Below are 19,104 nucleotides of genomic sequence, written 5' to 3'. Positions count from 1 at the left end.
ACGTCATGACGCACTACCTGCTCAGCGTGGTCCAGCCCGCCGGCGGCGAGCCGCCCGCGGCCGAGGAGCTCGCCGGCATCATGCGCCGCGTGCAGGCCTACAACGACGAGCTGCGCGCCGCCGGCGCCTGGGTCTTCGCCGGCGGGCTGCACGGACCGGAGACGGCCACGATGCTGCGGCCGAAGGACGGCGACGTGCTCGTCACCGACGGGCCGTTCGCCGAGGGCAAGGAGTACCTCGGCGGCCTGTGCCTGATCAAGGCGGCGGACCTGGACGAGGCCCTGGAATGGGGGCGCAAGGCGGCCCTCGCCACCACGCTGCCCATCGAGGTGCGCCCGTTCGCCGACGCGCACTGAGCCGTGCCGGACACCCCGGACGTCGAGGCCGTCTTCCGTGCGGAGTACGGCCGGGCCGTCGCCGTCCTCGTCCGCTTCCTCGGCGACATCGACCTCGCCGAGGAAGCGGTCCAGGAGGCGTTCGCCACGGCCGTGCGGCGCTGGCCGCGGACCGGCGTACCGCCCGGCCCGGCGGGGTGGATCATCACCACCGCCCGCAACCGGGCCGTGGACCGGTTGCGCCGGGAGTCCACCCGGGACGCCCGCCAGGCCGAGGCCGTCCTGCTGCACGCCGCCGACCGGCCCGCGGAGGAGGGACCCGTGCGCGACGACCGGCTCCGCCTGGTCTTCACCTGCTGTCACCCCGCGCTCGCGCCGCAGGCGCGGGTCGCCCTGACCCTGCGGCTGCTGGGCGGTCTCACCACCGCGCAGATCGCCCGCGCCTTCCTCGTCCCCGAGCCGACGATGGCGCAGCGGCTGGTGCGCGCGAAGGCGAAGATCCGCGACGCCCGCATCCCCTACCGGGTGCCCCGCGACGCCGACCTGCCCGACCGGCTCGCCGGCGTGCTCGCCGTCGTCTACCTCATCTTCAACCAGGGCTGCGAGGGCGACCCCGAACTGTGCGCGGAGGCCGTCCGCCTGGGCCGGCTCCTGACCGAGCTGATGCCGGACGAGCCCGAGGCCACCGGGCTGCTGGCGCTGATGCTGCTCGTCGAGTCGCGTCGCGGCGCGCGCGAGGACGCCGACGGCACGCTCGTGCCGCTGCCCGCACAGGACCGGGGCCGCTGGGACCGGGACCTGATCGCCGAGGGGCAGGAGCTCGTCCGCCGCTGTCTGCGCCGCGGCCGGCCGGGTCCCTATCAGATCCAGGCCGCCGTGCACGCGGTCCACAGCGACGCCCCGACCGCCGAGGCCACCGACTGGGGGCAGGTGCTGCGGTTGTACGACCAGCTCATGGCCGTCGCGCCGAGTCCGGTCGTCGCGCTGAACCGCGCGGTCGCCGTCGCCGAGACCGAGGGCCCGCGCCCGGCCCTCGACCTGGTCGACGCGCTGGACCTCGACGGCTACCGCGTCTGGCACGCGGTCCGCGCCGACCTGCTGCGCCGCCTCGGCCGCACCGCCGAGGCGGCGGACGCCTACGACGCCGCCCTCGCGCTGAGCGAGAGCCCGGCGGAGCGCGCCTTCCTGCGAAAGCGACGCGGTGAACTGTCCGCCGGTCCGGGAATGCCACGCGGGGCATGAAAGGTTGGCATATACATCGAGCTGACGCTCGCGCCGACACCACAGGGCCGCAAGGCCCGCTCGACCCAGGGCCGACAGGCCCGCGCACCCCCAGCGAGGCACCGTGACCACCGCAGCCACCACCGAACAGCCCGCCGACGTCGTCGCCCGACTGCGCGCCGCCTTCCGCACCGGCCGCACCAAGCCCGTCGCCTGGCGCACGGACCAGCTGCGCCGGCTGCGCGGCCTGCTCACGGACCAGGGCGCCGAACTCGCCGCCGCGCTCCACGCCGACCTGGGCAAGAGCTCCACCGAGGCCTACCGCACCGAGATCGACTTCACCGTCCGCGAGATCGACCACACCCTGGAGCACCTGGACGGCTGGCTGAGCCCCGAGGCCGCTCCGGTCCCGGCCCACCTCGGCGCCGACGCCCGCGCCTGGACGCTGGTCGAGCCGCTCGGCGTCGTGCTGGTCATCGCGCCCTGGAACTACCCCGCCCAGCTCCTGCTCGCCCCGCTGGTCGGCGCTCTCGCCGCCGGCAACGCGGTGGTCGTCAAGCCCAGCGAACTCGCGCCGGCCACCTCGGCCGCCCTGGCCCGCCTGCTGCCCGCGCATCTCGACACCGAGGCGGTCGCCGTCGTCGAGGGCGGCGTCCCGGAGACCACCGCCCTGCTCGCCGAGCGCTTCGACCACATCTTCTACACCGGCAACGGCGCCGTCGGCCGCGTGGTCCTGCGCGCCGCCGCCGAGCACCTCACCCCGGTCACGCTCGAACTCGGCGGCAAGTCACCGGCCTTCGTCGACCGCGACGCCGATCTGGGCGTCGTCGCCGACCGGTTGGCCCGCGGCAAGTTCCTCAACGCCGGACAGACCTGCGTCGCCCCCGACTACGTCCTGACCGACCCGCGGACGGCCGCCGCCCTCGAACCCCTGCTGAAGAGCGCGGTCGAGGCGCTGTACGGCGCCGACCCGCAGACCTCCGTCGAATACGGCCGCATCGTCAACGAGCGCCACTTCGACCGGCTCAGCGGCCTGCTCGCCTCCGGCCGGGTCGTGGTGGGCGGCGGCGCCGACCGCGCCGACAAGTACATCGCGCCGACGGTGCTCGCCGACGTCGACCCGAAGTCGCCGGTCATGCAGGAGGAGATCTTCGGCCCGATCCTGCCGATCGTCACCGTCGAGGACCTGGACGAGGCGATCGGGTTCGTCAACGACCGCGACAAGCCTCTCGCCCTCTACGTCTTCACCGACTCCGACGACACCCGCGACCGCATCGCCGCCGAGACCTCCTCGGGCGGCCTCGGCCTCGGTCTGCCGCTGGCCCACCTCACCGTCTCCGACCTGCCGTTCGGCGGGGTGGGCGAGAGCGGCATGGGCAGCTACCACGGGCGCTACTCCATCGAGACGTTCAGCCACCGCAAGGCGGTGCTGGAGAAGCCGCTGCACTGAACGGCCGCCCGGACGACCCTCCGGAACGCACCCCGCGGACCCCGCGGACCCCGCGGCCCCCGCGTACACCTGGAACCTCGGCGGTCCGCCCGTCAGCCGCGTCGGTTTCGACGCGACGCGGCTGACGGGCGGCGCCGGCTTCCCCCTCGGCGTTTCCGGCGACCGCGGCCGCTGCCTCGACGACGCCGGCCGACACCGCCGCCGCGGCGCACCTCCCGCTGTCACGGGCCGCTCGGGGCGAGACTGGCGCGCGGAAGGTTTTACGTATAACCTCACCCGTCAATCCCCTTCCGGAGAATCCCTCCGGACCGCTCCGCGCCCGCCTGTGAAAGGTCCCGATGAGCCGCATCGCCCTGGTCACCCTCGTCGTCGACGACTACGACGAGGCGATCCGCTTCTACACCGGGGCGCTCGGCTTCCGGCTCGTCGAGGACGAGCCCCGCGCCGACGGCGCCCGGTGGGTCGTCGTGCGCCCGGGGGACCGCCAGGACGGCGTGGGGCTGCTGCTCGCCCGCGCCAAGGACGACGCCCAGCGCGCCCGGGTCGGGGACCAGACCGGCGGCCGGGTCGGCTTCTTCCTGCACACCGAGGACTTCGCCGGCGACCACGCCCGCATGCGCGCCGCCGGAGTGACCTTCCTGGAGGAACCCCGCCACGAGCCCTACGGCTCCGTCGCCGTCTTCCAGGACCTGTACGGAAACCGCTGGGACCTGCTCCAGCCGGTCACCGCCTGAGCACCGCCCGCCGAACCACTCGCCGAGGAACACGCACATGACCGCGCCCCGCATCGACACCGACACCATCCGCAGGCTCCCCAAGGCCGTCCTGCACGACCACCTCGACGGCGGCCTGCGCCCCGCGACCGTCGTGGAACTGGCCGAGGCGGTCGGCCACACCCTGCCCACCACCGACCCCGACGAGCTGGCCGCGTGGTACTTCGAGGCCGCCAACTCGGGCGACCTGGTGCGCTACATAGCCACCTTCGAGCACACCCTCGCCGTCATGCAGACCCGTGAGGGCCTGCTGCGCACCGCCGAGGAGTACGTCCTCGACCTGGCGGCGGACGGCGTGGTGTACGGCGAGGTGCGCTACGCCCCCGAGCTGAACGTGAACGGCGGACTGACGCTCCCCGAGGTCGTCGAGACGGTCCAGGAGGGTCTCGCGGCCGGCATGGCGAAGGCGGCGGCGGCCGGGACGCCGGTGCGGGTCGGCACGCTCCTGTGCGGCATGCGGATGTTCGACCGGGTGCGCGAGGCGGCGGACCTCGCGGTGGCCTTCCGTGACGCGGGCGTCGTCGGCTTCGACATCGCCGGCGCCGAGGACGGCTTCCCGCCCGCCGACCACCTCGCCGCCTTCGAGCACCTGCGCCGCGAGAACGTCCCCTTCACCATCCACGCGGGCGAGGCCCACGGCCTGCCCAGCATCCACCAGGCGCTCCAGGTCTGCGGCGCCCAGCGCATCGGCCACGGCGTGCGCATCACCGACGACATCGTGGACGGCAAGCTCGGCCGGCTCGCGGGCTGGGTGCGCGACCGCCGGATCGCGCTGGAGATGTGCCCGACCTCGAACCTCCAGACGGGCGCCGCCACGTCGATCGCGGAGCACCCGATCACCGCCCTGAGGGACCTCGGCTTCCGCGTCACCCTCAACACGGACAACCGTCTGGTCTCCGGCACCACGATGACCCGCGAGATGGCGCTGCTGGTCGAGGAGGCGGGCTGGGGCGTCGAGGACCTGCGCACCGTCACGGTGAACGCCCTCAAGAGCGCGTTCATCCCGTTCGACGAGCGCACGGCCCTCATCGAGGACGTCGTCCTGCCGGGCTACGCCGGCGCGCTCTGAAGGAGCCCGCGGACATAGGCGGCCTGTCCGACGTGCTGCAGATCGTCGGACAGGACGCTGACCAGCCGCACGCCCAGCGTGACGGGCGGATCCCAGCGTTCGTCCACGACGCGCTCCAGGTCCGCCGCGGTGAGCGCGCGCAGCGCCGTCAGGGTCTGCGCGTGCACGGCGTCGTGGTACCCGGTCAGCAAGGCGCCGTCCCGGACCCGCACCTTCGCCACCTGCGCGGGGCGGTGGCCGTACCCGGTGTCCCCGGGCGGCAGGTCCAGGCCGAACCGCTTCTCCCAGTCCTGGGCCCGCCACACCTGGTCGAGCCCGAAGGCGTCCGCGACATGGTCGTCCTGGACGCGGGTGAGGTGCCACACCAGCCAGGCGAGAGAGTTGGCCCCGGCGGCGGGCCGGGCGTCGAGGCCCTCGGGCTCCAGGCCCTCGACGGCCGCGTGGACCTCTTCCCGGACGCGGCCGAACCCGTCGATGAGGATGTCCTTGGCATGCATACGTCCACCATGGCCCAGGGCGCGCTCATCCGCCCCCCGTTTCCAGCAGCCCCATCAGCGCCCTGGCCGCGGGGCTGGTCGCGGGGGCGGGCGGCAGCAGGGCGACCGTCTCGTAGGCCGCCTCGCCCGTGCCCTCGAGGGCCAGGGCCGTGAGAGCCTCCCGCTTGTGCCGGAAGTGGCGCGGCACGACCGCGACGCCCAGGTTCTCGTCCACCAGGTCCAGCAGGTCGTGCACGTCGTTGACCTCCAGCGCGACCGTGCGCCGCACGCCCGCCTCGGCGAACGCGGCGTCCGTGGCGCGGCGCGGGCCCCAGTCGGGGTGGAAGTCGACGAACGCCTCGCCCGCCAGGTCCTGGGGCGTCACCGCGGCCGGCGCCCCGGCGAGCCGGTGATCGGGGTGGCACAGGACGTACATCGGCTCGGCGGCCAGCGGCACGCAGCGCAGCTGATCGCTGTCCGGCTGGGTGCGGTAGGCGAACGCCAGGTCGAGGCGGCCGGCCGTGACCTCCTCTCCCAGGGCGGCCGAGCCGGTCTGGCGCAGCCGGATCTCCACGTCGGGATGGCGCCGGCGGAACGCCGCGAGGAGCCCCGCCACGTGCACCCCGGCGACGCACTGCTCGGCGCCCACGGCGAGCGTGCCGCGGACCACGCCCTGGACGGCGGCCACCGCCTCGTGCGCGGCCCGTACCTGCGCCAGGACGCGCTCCGCCTCCCCCAGCAGAGCGCGGCCCGCCTCCGTCAGCGTCACCCTGCGGGTGGTCCGCACGAACAGGGGCGCGCGCAGCTCCCGCTCCAGCGCCCGGATCGACGCCGACAGCCCCGACTGGGAGACCATGAGGCGTTCGGCGGCCCGGGTGAAATGCCGGTCCTCGGCGACGGCGACGAAGTGCTGGAGGTGGCGCAGTTCCATGATTGAGAAGCCTAGCCGCTGAATTCCATCGGATTCTTCTGTTGGACCGCTGCCCGCGGGCGGAGTCAGAGTGGGGAAGAGTTCGGGGAAAGGATCTTCCCGAACCCGATCGTCGTGCCAACCCCTCCTGGAGTCGCGTTGTACACCGCACACCCCGACCGTTACGCGGACATGCCCTACCGGCGCACCGGACGCAGCGGCCTGAAGCTTCCCGCGCTGTCGCTCGGCCTGTGGCACAACTTCGGCCCGGACCGCCCGGTGGAGACTCAGCGGGCGATCCTGCGCCGCGCCTTCGATCTCGGCATCACCCACTTCGACCTGGCCAACAACTACGGCCCGCCGCCCGGAGCCGCCGAATCCGCGCTCGGCGGGTTCCTGAAGAGCGACTTCGGGGCGTACCGCGACGAGCTGGTCATCTCGACGAAGGCCGGCTACCTGATGTGGCCCGGCCCGTACGGCGAGTGGGGCTCGCGCAAGTACGTGCTGTCCTCGCTGGACCAGAGCCTCACGCGCATGGGGCTGGACTACGTGGACGTCTTCTACTCGCACCGCCCCGACCCGGAGACTCCCCTGGAGGAGACGATGGGCGCCCTGCACTCCGCGGTCCAGCAGGGCAAGGCGCTCTACGTCGGCGTCTCCAACTACTCGGCGGAGCAGACCCGGGAGGCGGCCCGCATCCTCGGCGAGCTGGGCACCCCGCTGCTCATCCACCAGCCCCGCTACTCGATGCTGGACCGCCGTCCGGAGTCCGAGGGTCTGCTCGACGCCCTGGACGAGCTCGAGGTCGGCTCGATCGTGTTCTCCCCGCTGGAGCAGGGCCTGCTGACCGGCCGCTACCTGAACGGCATCCCGGAGGACTCGCGGGCGGCGAGCGACAGCCCGTTCCTGAACTCCGAGGCGGTCACCGAGGAGCTGGTGGGCAAGCTGCGCGCCCTCAACGGCATCGCCGAGTCCCGCGGCCAGTCCCTCGCCCAGCTCGCGCTGGCCTGGGTGCTCCGCGGCGGCCGGGTGACCTCCGCGCTGGTGGGCGCGAGCAGCGCCCGGCAGATCGAGGACAGCGTCGGCGCCCTGGACCGGCTGGACTTCGCGGACGAGGAGCTGGCCCGGATCGACGCGGTCATCAACGGCTGAGCCGTTCCGTCCGTGCGCCGGATTTCCGCGCGGGGCGGCGGCATTTCGGTATCCGGTGTTCCGTTCGGTATCCGGTGTTCCGCTTGTGACGCGCGTCGCCGTTGTGGCCGGTGTGACGCCCGTGGTTTCGCCGAGGCGACGGACGTCTTTTACCGATGCCCCGCCCCGATGTCCTCCGCTCGCGGTGATCCCTCGGGCTGAGCGCCGCGAGCGGAGGAATGCGTCGTTCACGCTTCTCGGTTTTCGGCGGGCACACGGTCCAGGAATCCGAGGACGGCGGTGATCCGGTCCCGTGCGTCCAGCGTGATGACGTCGGATCCGGCCACCGGCGCCGAACCGTCCTTCTCGCTGACCAGTTCCCAGGAGAACCGGGCCGTGTCGTGGTGGCCGTCGGCCGCGCCGGTGGGGCGGAACGAGAAGCCCGGGAACTGGGACTGCACGGCCGCGATCAGGGCGACGATCTGCTCGTGGCCCGCGGCGTCGGCGAGAGGGTCGGTGTACCGGCCGTCGCGTGCCCACGCTGCGTCCACAGCCTTGGCCAATGCCTCGGACCCCCGTGCGTTCCAGGCCTCGAAGTAGCGGGCGACGGCGTTTTCGTAACGGTCGGTGTTCGCGGACATGGGGAATCAGCCTCCATCGAGGTCGTCGTGACTGGTCGGAAGCCGGATGCGGGCCTTCGCCGATCCGGTGACCCCAGCCTGCCGGGGTCCGCCGCCGGGGTCGATTACCCGACGGGTAATGACGGCGCTCACCGGCCTGAGCCGAATTCCGGCCACGGGCGAGCCGGAATATGCCAAGAGACTGGCCAAAAAGACATGGTGACAGTGTTTCAGCAGTGAACATACTCGAACGTCAGGGAGCAGTTCACTCCTAGGAGCCGCACGGAAAGCGAGGCACCGCCGGCAAACGAGCACCGGGGGAGAGGGACGTGCACGACGAATTCCTGTGCCATGTCACCGCGTACGGCGTCTGCGACGGCCGGCGCATCGGCGTACCGCTCGGCACCTACCGGGCTCCGACGCTGGCCCTCGCCCTGTGGTGGCTGCGGGACCGGGCCTCCTGGATGGCCGAACGGCTCGACCCCCGGCCCGAGAGCGAGCACTTCCCGGCGGGCGCCCTCGTTCCGGTCGCCGACACCGTGCGCGACGTGCCCGCACTGCTGCGGGCCTGGTGCGCGGACCTGGACCGGCAGGAACTGGTGGCCGACGAGCTGGCGGGCGGCCGACTGGTGCGCATCGCGGTCAGCGACGACACCACCGAGTACGAACTGCTCGCCGAGTCCGTCGACGCGCTGCGCATGCAGCGCACCCTGCCGGCCCTCGTCCTCCCCGTGGGCTGAGAGGCCCGGCGCGGCTGCCGCACCGGCCCGCGGCCCCGTGCCCGCCGCGACCCCGACGGCCGCACCCCGGGGCCCTGCGCCCCGCTCGGCCGTCGGCGCGACGCCCGAAGGGGCGAATCGATAGAATTCCGGCATGGTGGAGCGGCCGGTCCCCGCGACTGCGCCCGCACTCGTGCTGGCGACCGAGACGGGCTCCACCCTGCTGGTCCCGGGCCGCGACTACCGGGTCGGGCGCGATCCGCTCAGCGACGTCGTCATCGACGACGCCCGCGTCTCCTGGCGGCACGCCGTGCTGCGCTGCGCGGGCGGCCGCTGGACCGTCGAGGACCAGCACAGCACCAACGGCACCTACGCCGACGGCGGCCGCGTCCACGCGTGGGGCGTCGGCCCCGGCAGCCTCATCCGCTTCGGCAGCCCGTCCGACGGGCCCTGCGCCGTCCTGTCCTGCCCGCCCCCGTCCGCGACCCGGCGGCCGTCGAGCGTGTCGGCGCCCGCGACGACCGGCGCCTTCCGCCGGCCCGCCGGCGTTCGCACGCTGCCGTCGCACCCGGTGCGGATCGGCCGGGCCGCCGACAACGACCTGGTCGTCGACGACCTCGTGGTCTCGCGCCGGCACGCCTGCCTGCGCGAGCTGCCCGGCGGCGGCCACGAGATCGTCGACCTGGACAGCCACAACGGGACCTATCTCAACGGGCGGCCCGTGGACCGCGCCCCGGTCGGGCCCGGCGACGTCGTGGGCATCGGCCACTCGGCGTTCTGCCTGGTCGGCGACCAGCTCCAGGAGTACGTCGACACCGGGGAGGTCTCCCTCGACGTCCAGGACCTCACGGTCGCCGTCGACCACGGGCGCAGGGTCCTCCTCGACCACGTGTCGTTCCCGGTGGGGCACAAGTGCCTGCTCGGCGTCGTCGGGCCCAGCGGCGCCGGCAAGTCCACCCTGCTCGGCGCCCTGACCGGGCAGCGCCCCGCAGACCACGGCACGGTCGTCTACGACGGCCGCGACCTCTACCGCGACTACGCCGAGCTGCGCCAGCGCATCGCACTGGTGCCCCAGGACGACATCCTGCACGTCCAGCTCACCGTGCGCGCGGCCCTCGGCTACGCCGCCGAACTGCGCTTCCCCCAGGACACCCGCAGGGCCGAGCGCCGCGCGCGGGTCGAGGAGGTCATCCGCGAGCTCGGCCTGGAACAGCGCGCCGGCCAGCACGTGCACAGTCTCTCCGGCGGACAGCGCAAACGGGTCAGCGTGGCCCTGGAACTGCTCACCAGGCCCTCGCTGCTCTTCCTGGACGAGCCCACCTCCGGCCTCGACCCCGGGATGGACCGCTCGGTGATGCACATGCTGCGCGGTCTCGCCGACGACGGCCGCACGGTCGTCGTCGTCACCCACAGCGTCCTCAGCCTCGACGTCTGCGACCGGCTGCTGGTGCTCGCACCGGGCGGCCGGGTCGCCTACTACGGGCCGCCCGGGGAGGCCCTGCCCTTCTTCGGCTTCGACCAGTGGCCCGAGGCCTTCGAGGCGTTCGAGCACGACCGGGACCGGGACTGGGCGGGGCGGTACCGCGACTCACCGCTGCGGCGGCGGTACGTGGTCGACGCCGGTGAGCAGCCCCGGCTGCCCCGCTCCGGACCGGTGATCATGCTGCCGCCGCCGCGGCCCCGCGGCCGGGTCGCGCAGCTCGCCACCCTCGTGCGGCGCTACGCCGCCGCGCTGGCCGCCGACCGCACGTTCCTCGCGATCATGGTCGTCCTGCCGTTCGTCATGGGAGCCATGGCCCGGGCCCTCGCGGGGAGCGAGCTGACCCGGGAGACGGCCCTGAACGCCCTGCTCGTCCTGTGCGTCGGCGGCGTGCTCACGGGGGCGGCCAACGCCGTGCGCGAACTCGTCAAGGAACGGGCGATCTACCGCCGGGAACGCGCCGTCGGCCTGTCGCGATCGGCGTATCTGGCGTCCAAGATCGTCGTGCTGGGGACGGTCACCGTCGGGCAGGCGGTGGTGCTGACGCTCGTCGCCCTGCTCGGAGTGGACCTGCACGCGCCCGGCGGCCGGGGCGTGCTGTCGCCGTCGCCCCTGGTGGAGATCGCCGTGGCGGTGGCGCTGCTGGCCTTCACGGCGATGATGCTCGGTCTGGTGGTGTCCGCGCTGGTCCGCAGGGAGGAGGTGACCATGCCGCTGCTCGTGCTGCTCACCCTGGTCCAGGTGGTCTTCTGCGGGGCCCTGCTGAAACTGGACGCGGTGCCCGGGCTGGAGCAGTTCGCGTGGCTGGCGCCCGCCCGGTGGGCGCTGGGCGCGATGGCCGCCACGGTCGGACTGTCGCGGCTCGTGCCCGGTGACGTCACCGCCGATCCGTTGTTCGAGCACGCGGCCGGGGTGTGGCTGCTCGACACGGCGATGCTGGTCGTGCTCTCGGCCGTCTTCGGGTTCGCGGTCTCGCGCCTCCTGCGCCGGCACGAGCCGACCGTGATGCGCGGGTGACGCCCGGCGCTCCGGGCCGGGCTGCCACGACAGCGCGCCCGCGGTCACCGGCGTTCCGCTTCCCGTCCGCGGCGCAGCACCCCGACGGCCCACCCGGCGGCCAGGCCCGCCGCCGATCCCCACAAGGCGGCCGCGGCCGCCGCCGACCACACCTCGGGACGCAGGATCAACCGTCCGGACAGCCCGCCGCCCAGATCGCCGAAGCCGAGGACGGACAGGCCGTAGTGGGCGGAGATCCGGCCGACCAGGCAGATCACCAGCACCGTGACCAGCAGCGCGACCGCCGTGCGCAGCGCGTGCCACCGAACGGGCGTCCGGGGCGGCGCGTGCGCGGCCATCAGGAACGCGGCCGCCAGGACCAGGACCGCGTCGACGACGACGAGCCACCACACCCGGCCGTCGTGCTCGGCGAGGGCGCCGAGATTCAGCCGCACGGTGTCCGGACCGCGCAGCACCTCGTCCAGGACGTGCGGCATCGGCAGCGCGAACGGGCCCTCCACCCGGCCGTTCCAGGTGGCCCCCAGGCCGACGGTGAACACCGGCCACACCACGTTGGGCAACCCGAGCAGCACCAGCGCGAGCGTCTCGGCCGGACGCCCGCGGGTCGCCGCGACGACGAGCGCCACGACCGCCCCGACGGCGACGCAGACCAGCAGCAGCACGAGCATCGCGTGCGCGGCCGGCCGGACGGACTCCCGCAGCCGCAGCAGCCGGAGGGGCAACGGAGCCGATCGGGAGACCAGCAACGCGGTCACGAGCACGCCGGCCAGCCACGCCGAGCCGGCCACGAGTGTCCACGGCACGTCGGCGGTGAAGCCCGCCCGCGGGCGGACGCCGAACAGTTCGCCCAGGTCGTTCAGCGTGTCGTCGCCGAGGGGGACGGCGAACGTCCGGTGCGCCGTGAGCGCGGCGCCGAGCAGGCCGGCCAGCCAGACGAGAGCGATCCGCGCCGACCAGCCGGTCAGCTCCGCGGTGCTCACGACCGCCCGGCGCCGCAGGGGCCGCAGGAATCCCGCGCCGATCACCAGGGCCCCGACGAGCGTGACCGACAGCGGCATCACCGTCAGGCCGGCCCGGGCGCCGGCGAGCCCGCCCGCGTCGCCGGAGATCCGGACGGCGCCGCCCGCGGCGGTGACGACGGTCGCCGCGAGCACCGGGAGGAAGGCGCCGCTCGGCAGGTCCGAGGCTCCGGCCGCCCACAGGCCCAGCGCGGCGACCACGGCCATGGCGAGCAGGGCGGACAGGGCCACGACGACCGCCCGGCCCCACCCGGGGCGGGAGACCGCCTGGTCACGGGGGCTGCGGGCGCTCACCCCGCCACGCTAGGCAGCGCCGACGGGGCGCGCCTGCCGGGAGGGCCGTTCGCGGTGGGCCGGATGACCAGGCCGCGGTGGGGGAGACGGTGTGAGGCACTCCATATTCGTCGCGTGCGGGAGGTGATAAATGAGGGAGACTGCACGGAGCGACTCGGGGTACGAGCATTGGTGCACAGCAGCGACCGGCCAGGCCGGCCTCCTAGAGGGAAACGCATGATCGAGCACATCGAGCACCTGGACGGGGCAGTGATACCGATTGGTTTCGATGTACCCGTGGAACCGCTCAGGCGGGCTGCGCACTACACCGGCGAGCCCGGCTGCATAGCCGAGGCCCGCGCTTTCGCCTCCCACTTCGTGGAGCAGCTGCGGACGGAGTGGTGCGCGACGGCCGGCGACCGGGTCATCGGCGAGGTGATGCTCGTGGTCAGCGAACTGGTGACCAACGCCGACCGGCACAGCAACGGGCCCTACATCCTGGAGCTGGAGGGCACCGACTCCTCGGTGACGGTGTGCGTCTACGACAGCAGCGACGCCCTGCCCATGCGCTTCCCCAAGGACCCCCAGCGGGTCGGCCGGCACGGACTGGAGATCGTGCACGCGGTGGCCGCGGAGGTCACCGCCGAGCGCGTCCCGGTCGGCAAGCGCGTCCGCGCCGTGCTCAAGCTCGGGGCCTAAGGCGTGTTTCGAAAGTCCCGTCTGCCCGGCGACGTCTGGCACGCACGCTCGCCGCGTTGTCGGGATCACCCCGATACAACCAGTATCGGGGTGACCCTCCGCCTTGCGATCGCACGCACCAGACGCCGCCGGGCCCGCCCTCCGGGCGGACGACGCTACTTTCGAAACACGCCCTAGCCGTGTGGGGCGCTGCGCCCCACACCGTCCGCCCCCACACCGTCCACCCGCGCGCGGCTCCGGCCGCGCCGTCGTCCGTCCGTCGAGCCGTGCCCTCGACCGTCGGCGGGCCCGTGGCGTGCGTATCGGGGCCTCGGGAACCGGGGCGTGGTCGTGGCCCGGTCGGGTCGTCTCCGGCTGCCGCGGCCGTCGCCGTCAGGCGCAGCCCAGCTCGCCCAGCATGCCCTGGCGCAGCCGGGCGATGATCCGCTTGATCAGGCGGGAGACGTGCATCTGGGAGCAGCCGAGCCGCTCGCCGATCTCCGCCTGCGTGGCCTCCTCGACGAACCGCATATGGATGATCCGGCGGTCGCGCTCGCTGAGCTCGGCCATGAGCGGGGCGAGCGAGTGGTAGTCCTCGACGAGGCGCAGGCCCTCTTCCTCCACGCCGATGAAGTCGGCGAGGACCGCCTCGCCGTTCTCCGGGCCGTCGCCGGTGAGCGCGGCGTCGAGGGAGGAGGAGTTGTAGCCGTTGGCCGCGATCTGCGCCTCGACCACCTGGCTCTCGGCGATGTTCATCAGCGTGGCCAGCTCGGCCACCGTCGGCTCCCGGTCGAGACGGCTGGCGAGCTCGTCGCGCGCCTTGGCCAGCTCGACGCGCAGCTCCTGCAACCGGCGCGGCACGTGGACCGCCCAGGTGGTGTCCCGGAAGAAGCGCTTGATCTCACCGACGATGTAGGGGAGCGCGAACGACGTGAACTCCACCTCGCGCGCCACCTCGAACCGGTCGATGGCCTTGATCAGGCCGATCATCCCGGTCTGGACGACGTCCTCCATGTCGTCCCCGCGGCCCCGGAACCGACCGGCCGCGAACCGCACCAGTGACATGTTCATCTCGATGAGCGTGTTGCGCGCGTACTGGTACTCGTGGGTGCCCTCCTCGAGCACCGCGAGGCGCGCGAAGAACTGCCGGGACAACGCGCGGGCGTCGCGAGGAGCGATGCTGCGGGGCTGCTCGATGCCCGGCAGGGGTGCGCCGACCGTGCTCGCTGCGGCGCCGCTCTCGACGACCTCTGCCCCCGACCGGTTCACGGCGGTCTGCATGGTCTCTCCCTCGACAGTCACGGTTCGGCGTCTGTTGTTCTCGGTCCGTGAGCGCACACATGTGTGCACGCCCGTCAACGGGGCGGGTACCCGGTCTTCGCGGACCCATGCATGCGAATGCCGAACAAAATCGTAGCCCCGCCGAGCCGTCCCGCACCCCCCCCTGGAACCGTTCGCGCCGCGCGGGGGACGCCCCGGGTCCCGCGAGGACGGCCCCGGCCCCGCCGATTCCACCGAGGGCGCAACACCCGGCCCTTGCGGGACCGACCGGCGCTCCTAGGCTTGGACGGTGAGCAATCAAGAGGTGAGCAGCCAAGCGCCGGACCGAGCCCGGGTGATCCCGTTGCGCCCGCCCTCCCCGCGGCCACGCGTCCCGGCCTCCGTGCCCGCCCCCGTCCCCGGCGCCTCCCGGCCCGCCGTCCGCGAGCCCCTGTGGCGGGACCTGGTCGGGGACGTCCTGCGCCGCGAACGTCAGGCGCAGGAACGCACCCTCAAGGACGTCGCCGACGCCGCCCGCATCTCCATGCCCTACCTGTCGGAGGTCGAGCGCGGCCGCAAGGAGGCCTCCTCGGAGGTCCTCGCGGCCGCCGCCCAGGCCCTCGGCCTCAGCCTGGGCGACCTGCTGACCCGGGCCCAGGGCGAGCTGACCAGGCTCGCCGGCCGGCATCCCGTGCGACGCCGCGCCACGCCCTCCGCGTCGCACGACGGGCTCTGCCTGGCCGCGTGACGCACCCGCGGGGCCGGCGTCTCACACCGTGGAGAGACGCCGGCTCAGCACCTCGTCGGCCAGCCCGTAGGCCACCGCCTCCTCGGCGGTGAACACCTTGTCGCGGTCCATGTCGGCGCGCAGCATCGTGATGTCGTGCCGGGTGTGCCGGGCCAGCACCTCCTCCACCTGCGCGCGGATGCGGACCATCTCCTTGGCCTGGAGCGCCAGATCCGACACGGTGCCCTGCCGGCCGCCGCTCGCCGGCTGCCCGAGCAGCACGCGCGCGTGCTCCAGCACGAACCGACGGCCGGGATCCCCGCCGGCCAGCAGCACGGCCGCGGTCGAGGCGGCCTGTCCGACGCAGAACGTCGAGATCGGTGCCTGGACGAACGTCATGGTGTCGTAGATCGCCATGAGCGAGGTGAACGAGCCGCCGGGGGAGTTGAGGTAGATCGCGATCTCGTTCTCCGGCGCCGACGACTCCAGATGGAGGAGTTGCGCGATGACGACGTTGGCCACGCCGTCGTCGATCTCCGTGCCGATGAAGATGATCCGCTCGGAGAGCAGCCGGCTGAACACGTCGTAGGACCGCTCGCCCTGCGGGGTGCGCTCGACGACGTTCGGAATCGTGTAGGTCCCCATGTCACAGCCCCATCCGTCGCTTGGAGGCGGCGGGCTGGACGTCCGCGAGGGACTCCACGACCCGGTCCACCATGCCGTACTCCCTGGCCTGCTCGGCCGTGAACCAGCGGTCGCGGTCCCCGTCCCGGGAGATGGTCTCGGGGGACTGGCCGGTGTGCTCGGCGGTGATGCGCTCGATGGTCCGCTTGGTGAACTCCAGGTTCTCGGCCTGGATCTCGATGTCCGCGGTGGTGCCGCCGATCCCGGCCGACGGCTGGTGCATCATGACGCGTGCGTGCGGCAGCGCGTACCGCTTGCCGGGCGCGCCGACGCTGAGCAGGAACTGGCCCATGCTGGCCGCGAACCCCATGGCGAGCGTCGAGACGTCGTTGGGGATCAGCTGCATCGTGTCGTAGATCGCCAGCCCCGCGTGCACCGATCCGCCCGGGCTGTTGATGTACAGGCTGATGTCGGTGCGCGGGTCCTCGGCCGACAGGATCAGCAGCTGGGAGCAGACGCGGTTCGCGGAGACCTCGTCGACCTGGGTGCCGAGCAGGACGATGCGCCGTCCGAGCAGCTGGGCGGCCAGCTGGTCGTCGAACCGGGTGGGCGCCGTGTCGCCCTCCTCGGCCCGGGGGGCGAACGTGGTGAGTGGAGTCATCGGTTCTCCTCGTCGTGGCGTGGATGCCGTCGACCCCACTGTCGACCGGTAACCGCGGCCGGACGCCGATTCTCTGCCCGCGGCAGATTCGCTGCGGGCAGAGCGGCCCGCGGCCGATGAGTTCCAAAGCAGGCGGGAGTCCCTACCCGAGACCGCGTCCCACGCCCAGGAGGTATGCCATGACCACCGACGGATTCACCACGTGTCTCTGGTTCGACGGCCAGGCCGAGGAGGCCGCCCACTACTACGTCTCGATCTTCAAGAACTCCTCGATCGGCAGCATCGGCCGGTACAACGAGGCCGGCCCCGGTCCGGCGGGCTCCGTGCTGGCCGTCGAGTTCACGGCCAACGGCCAGAAGTTCGTCGGGATCAACGGCGGCCCGCAGTTCACCTTCAGCGAGGCGATCTCCTTCCAGATCCACTGCGCGGACCAGGAGGAGGTCGACCACTACTGGGCCAAGCTCACCGAGAACGGCGGCGAGCCCGGCCCGTGCGGCTGGCTGAAGGACCGGTACGGCCTGTCCTGGCAGGTCGTACCGGACGGGGTGATCGAGATGATCGGCGACCCCGACCCCGAGAAGGCGGCCCGCACCACCCGCGCCATGTACGCCATGGGCAAGCTCGACATCGCCGCCCTGCGCAGGGCCTACGAGGGGGAGTAGGCGCCGGACGCCGGGGGCGCCGCGGCCGCTCCGGCCTCGGCGAGGATCTCGCGGATCACGTGCCGGGAGTTCTCCGCCAGCGGCGGGTTGGTGTCCCAGTAATACGGCAGCTGGATCAGCGAGATCGACAGCGCCCAGCCCCGGCCGCGCGCCCACTCGGCGTCGTCCGCGCCCACGGCCTCGCGGAAGGCTCCGCGCGCCGACGCGGGCAGCAGGTTCCACGCGATGATCAGGTCGACGGCCGGGTCGCCGACGCCGACGCCGCCGAAGTCGATCACCGCAGTGAGCCGCCCGTCCCGGACCAGCACGTTCCCGGGGGAGAGGTCCCCGTGGGCCCACATCGGCGGCGCCGCGTGACCGGGCGCCCGCAGCGCCTCCTCCCACAGGGCGGTGACGGCGTCGACGTCGATCCGTCCGGTGAGCCGGGCGAGGGCGTCGCGGGTGGGGCCGTCGCGCTCGGCCAGCGGGACGCCCCGGCCGTTCGGGGGGCAGCCCCGCGGGTCGATCGTGCGCAGGGCGGTGACGAACGCCGCCAGCTCCGCCGCCAGCGACAGCGGTCGTTCCACGGCGCCCGCGACCGGGTTGCGGCCGTCCAGCCAGCGGTAGACCGACCAGGGCCAGGCGAACCCGTCGTCCGGTCCGCCCCGGGCGAGCGGCTCCGGCGTCGCCACCGGCAGCGCCGGCCCCAGCCGGGGCAGCCAGCGCTGCTCGTGTCCCACGCTCTCGACGGCCTCGGGATGGCGGGGCAGTCGCACCACCTTGTCGTCGCCCAGCCGGAACATCGCGTTCTCCGTCCCGGAGGAGGGCAGCCGCCGCACGGGCAGCCCCGCCCATCGGGGGAGCTGGGACGCCACCAGCCGGCTCACCAGCGCGTCGTCGAGGTCGACTTCGCCCGGACGCATCTTCACCGCAGCACACATGCACCCCATTGGACGCGGCAGGTCGCGTCGCCGTCCAACGATTTCCCGCCCCGCGACCCGCGTCGGCCGGGGCGCCGGGCGGGCCCCGCCCGCCCGCGCCGCCTGCGCCGGTCCGTGCGCTCGGCGCGCGGGCCGGGGGCCTGATGGCTAGCGTGAGGAACCGGACGAATCCGTCTCATCCCGTCTCATCAGGAGGGCCGTCGTGATGGCCGTACGACCAGAGGGGGCCCCGTGCTGGGCCGACGCGATGTTCAGCGATCTGGAGGGCGCCAAGAGCTTCTACGGCGACGTCCTCGGCTGGACTTTCGGCGAGGCGACGTCGGAGTACGGGAACTACACCCAGGCCTACGTCGGCGGCAAGGCGGTGGCCGCCGTCGTCCCGCCGATGCCGGGCCAGGAAGGGCAGTCCCAGTGGTGCCTGTACTTCGCCTCCCCGGACGCCGCCGCGACGGCCGGCAGGATCCGTGAGCACGGCGGCGAGGTGCTGATGGAGCCGATGCGGGTCGGCGAGTTCGGCACGATGTGCCTCGCCCGTGAACCCGGCGGCGCGGTGTTCGGGGTGTGGCAGGCGGGCGTCCACGAGGGCTTCGAGGCGCCGCCCGAGCAGCCCGGCGCGTTCTGCTGGGCCGAGGTCTTCACCCGTGAACCCGAGAAGACGGACGCGTTCCTCCCGGCCGTCTTCCCCTACAGGGCCAAGCAGATGAGGGACGACGCGGTCGACTTCCGGATGTTCGACGTCGGCGACGAGACCGTGCTCGGCCGCATGCGCATGGGGGAGGAGTTCCCGCCCGAGGTGCCGTCGTACGTCAACGTCTACTTCACCGTCGACGACTGCGACGAGGCCGTGGCCAGGGCCACCCGGCACGGCGGCGTGCTGCGGTTCGGCCCCATGGACACGCCGTTCGGCCGCTTCGCCGCGCTCAGCGACCCCCAGGGCGCGAGTTTCTCGGTGATCGACGTGACCACCACGGCGGGCGAGATGCCGCAGACCGACGACGTGTCCTGAAGCCCCTCCCCTCGACCGCGCCGGGTCGCGCGGGGGCCGTGGCCTTCCGACGGCCGCCCCCGCGCCCCGGCGG

At 73.3% G+C, this 19,104-nt stretch carries 20 protein-coding genes; 12 read left to right on the top strand and 8 right to left on the bottom strand.

Going from position 1 to position 19,104, the window contains the following annotated elements:
- Nucleotides 1-5: 5 nt before the first annotated feature.
- From KMS84_RS06290 to KMS84_RS06270, 5 genes are all read left to right on the top strand, one after another.
- Nucleotides 6-356, top strand: a complete 351-nt coding sequence (locus tag KMS84_RS06290) for a YciI family protein (RefSeq protein ID WP_256915056.1) — start codon at nucleotides 6-8, stop codon at nucleotides 354-356.
- A 3-nt stretch (nucleotides 357-359) separates the two neighbouring features.
- Nucleotides 360-1,577 carry an RNA polymerase sigma factor gene (locus KMS84_RS06285; RefSeq protein WP_256915055.1) on the top strand — a complete coding sequence of 406 codons (1,218 nt, stop codon included), beginning with the start codon at nucleotides 360-362 and terminating at the stop codon, nucleotides 1,575-1,577.
- 103 nt (nucleotides 1,578-1,680) lie between these two features.
- Nucleotides 1,681-3,006 (top strand): aldehyde dehydrogenase family protein, encoded by a 1,326-nt coding sequence (locus KMS84_RS06280; protein WP_256915054.1) that lies wholly within the window; start codon nucleotides 1,681-1,683, stop codon nucleotides 3,004-3,006.
- A gap of 338 nt (nucleotides 3,007-3,344) precedes the next feature.
- A complete protein-coding gene (locus tag KMS84_RS06275; protein ID WP_256915053.1) occupies nucleotides 3,345-3,740 on the top strand; it encodes a VOC family protein in 396 nt (131 codons plus the stop codon).
- A 37-nt stretch (nucleotides 3,741-3,777) separates the two neighbouring features.
- A complete protein-coding gene (locus KMS84_RS06270) occupies nucleotides 3,778-4,848 on the top strand; it encodes an adenosine deaminase (protein WP_256915052.1) in 1,071 nt (356 codons plus the stop codon).
- Here the strand turns inward: KMS84_RS06270 and KMS84_RS06265 are convergent.
- Together KMS84_RS06265 and KMS84_RS06260 are read right to left on the bottom strand one after the other, a co-directional pair.
- On the bottom strand, nucleotides 4,830-5,345 hold the full coding sequence (locus tag KMS84_RS06265; protein WP_256915051.1) for a mycothiol transferase: 516 nt from the start codon (nucleotides 5,343-5,345) through the stop codon (nucleotides 4,830-4,832). The two genes, KMS84_RS06270 and KMS84_RS06265, sit on opposite strands and share 19 nt — an antisense overlap.
- A gap of 25 nt (nucleotides 5,346-5,370) precedes the next feature.
- Nucleotides 5,371-6,255 (bottom strand): LysR family transcriptional regulator, encoded by an 885-nt coding sequence (locus KMS84_RS06260; RefSeq protein ID WP_256915050.1) that lies wholly within the window; start codon nucleotides 6,253-6,255, stop codon nucleotides 5,371-5,373.
- Nucleotides 6,256-6,393: 138 nt separating this feature from the next.
- Here KMS84_RS06260 and mgrA point away from each other — a divergent pair, with 138 nt between their 5' ends.
- A complete protein-coding gene (mgrA, locus tag KMS84_RS06255; protein WP_285893208.1) occupies nucleotides 6,394-7,386 on the top strand; it encodes an L-glyceraldehyde 3-phosphate reductase in 993 nt (330 codons plus the stop codon).
- A gap of 227 nt (nucleotides 7,387-7,613) precedes the next feature.
- Here mgrA and KMS84_RS06250 read toward each other — a convergent pair whose 3' ends face one another.
- Nucleotides 7,614-8,006 (bottom strand): nuclear transport factor 2 family protein, encoded by a 393-nt coding sequence (locus tag KMS84_RS06250; RefSeq protein WP_256915049.1) that lies wholly within the window; start codon nucleotides 8,004-8,006, stop codon nucleotides 7,614-7,616.
- Nucleotides 8,007-8,314: 308 nt separating this feature from the next.
- On the opposite strand from KMS84_RS06250, the gene KMS84_RS06245 reads away from it, so the two are divergent.
- The gene (locus tag KMS84_RS06245) at nucleotides 8,315-8,725 is read left to right on the top strand and encodes a hypothetical protein (protein WP_256915048.1); all 411 of its coding nucleotides are present in this window, start codon (nucleotides 8,315-8,317) and stop codon (nucleotides 8,723-8,725) included.
- 133 nt (nucleotides 8,726-8,858) lie between these two features.
- Entirely contained in the window at nucleotides 8,859-11,201 is a 2,343-nt protein-coding gene (locus KMS84_RS06240) for an FHA domain-containing protein (RefSeq protein ID WP_256915047.1), read from the top strand.
- 44 nt (nucleotides 11,202-11,245) lie between these two features.
- Here the strand turns inward: KMS84_RS06240 and KMS84_RS06235 are convergent, their stop codons facing one another.
- Nucleotides 11,246-12,514, bottom strand: a complete 1,269-nt coding sequence (locus tag KMS84_RS06235; protein WP_256915046.1) for a streptophobe family protein — start codon at nucleotides 12,512-12,514, stop codon at nucleotides 11,246-11,248.
- A 216-nt stretch (nucleotides 12,515-12,730) separates the two neighbouring features.
- Between KMS84_RS06235 and KMS84_RS06230 the strand changes: the two genes are divergently transcribed.
- Entirely contained in the window at nucleotides 12,731-13,192 is a 462-nt protein-coding gene (locus KMS84_RS06230; protein WP_256915045.1) for an ATP-binding protein, read from the top strand.
- Between the two features lie 372 nt (nucleotides 13,193-13,564).
- Here the strand turns inward: KMS84_RS06230 and KMS84_RS06225 are convergent, their stop codons facing one another.
- The gene (locus tag KMS84_RS06225; RefSeq protein WP_256915044.1) at nucleotides 13,565-14,452 is read right to left on the bottom strand and encodes an RNA polymerase sigma factor SigF; all 888 of its coding nucleotides are present in this window, start codon (nucleotides 14,450-14,452) and stop codon (nucleotides 13,565-13,567) included.
- A gap of 304 nt (nucleotides 14,453-14,756) precedes the next feature.
- Between KMS84_RS06225 and KMS84_RS06220 the strand changes: the two genes are divergently transcribed.
- Nucleotides 14,757-15,179 carry a helix-turn-helix domain-containing protein gene (locus KMS84_RS06220; protein WP_256915165.1) on the top strand — a complete coding sequence of 141 codons (423 nt, stop codon included), beginning with the start codon at nucleotides 14,757-14,759 and terminating at the stop codon, nucleotides 15,177-15,179.
- 21 nt (nucleotides 15,180-15,200) lie between these two features.
- On the opposite strand, the gene KMS84_RS06215 is transcribed toward KMS84_RS06220, so the two are convergent.
- Together KMS84_RS06215 and KMS84_RS06210 are read right to left on the bottom strand one after the other, a co-directional pair.
- On the bottom strand, nucleotides 15,201-15,803 hold the full coding sequence (locus KMS84_RS06215) for a ClpP family protease (RefSeq protein ID WP_256915043.1): 603 nt from the start codon (nucleotides 15,801-15,803) through the stop codon (nucleotides 15,201-15,203).
- 1 nt (nucleotide 15,804) lies between these two features.
- The gene (locus tag KMS84_RS06210) at nucleotides 15,805-16,443 is read right to left on the bottom strand and encodes an ATP-dependent Clp protease proteolytic subunit (RefSeq protein WP_256915042.1); all 639 of its coding nucleotides are present in this window, start codon (nucleotides 16,441-16,443) and stop codon (nucleotides 15,805-15,807) included.
- Between the two features lie 179 nt (nucleotides 16,444-16,622).
- On the opposite strand from KMS84_RS06210, the gene KMS84_RS06205 reads away from it, so the two are divergent.
- Nucleotides 16,623-17,105, top strand: coding sequence for a VOC family protein (locus tag KMS84_RS06205; RefSeq protein ID WP_256915041.1), 483 nt, complete (start codon nucleotides 16,623-16,625; stop codon nucleotides 17,103-17,105).
- On the opposite strand, the gene KMS84_RS06200 is transcribed toward KMS84_RS06205, so the two are convergent.
- Nucleotides 17,090-18,034: an aminoglycoside phosphotransferase family protein gene (locus KMS84_RS06200; RefSeq protein WP_256915040.1), complete on the bottom strand. Its 945-nt coding sequence runs from the start codon at nucleotides 18,032-18,034 to the stop codon at nucleotides 17,090-17,092. The genes KMS84_RS06205 and KMS84_RS06200 overlap by 16 nt on opposite strands.
- A 196-nt stretch (nucleotides 18,035-18,230) precedes the next feature.
- Between KMS84_RS06200 and KMS84_RS06195 the strand changes: the two genes are divergently transcribed.
- Nucleotides 18,231-19,031, top strand: coding sequence for a VOC family protein (locus tag KMS84_RS06195; RefSeq protein ID WP_256915039.1), 801 nt, complete (start codon nucleotides 18,231-18,233; stop codon nucleotides 19,029-19,031).
- Nucleotides 19,032-19,104: the final 73 nt, after the last annotated feature.

Source organism: Streptomyces hilarionis (genome assembly GCF_024539675.1).
GTDB classification, from domain to species: domain Bacteria; phylum Actinomycetota; class Actinomycetes; order Streptomycetales; family Streptomycetaceae; genus Streptomyces; species Streptomyces hilarionis.
This window is presented reverse-complemented; position numbering and strand designations above follow the sequence as displayed.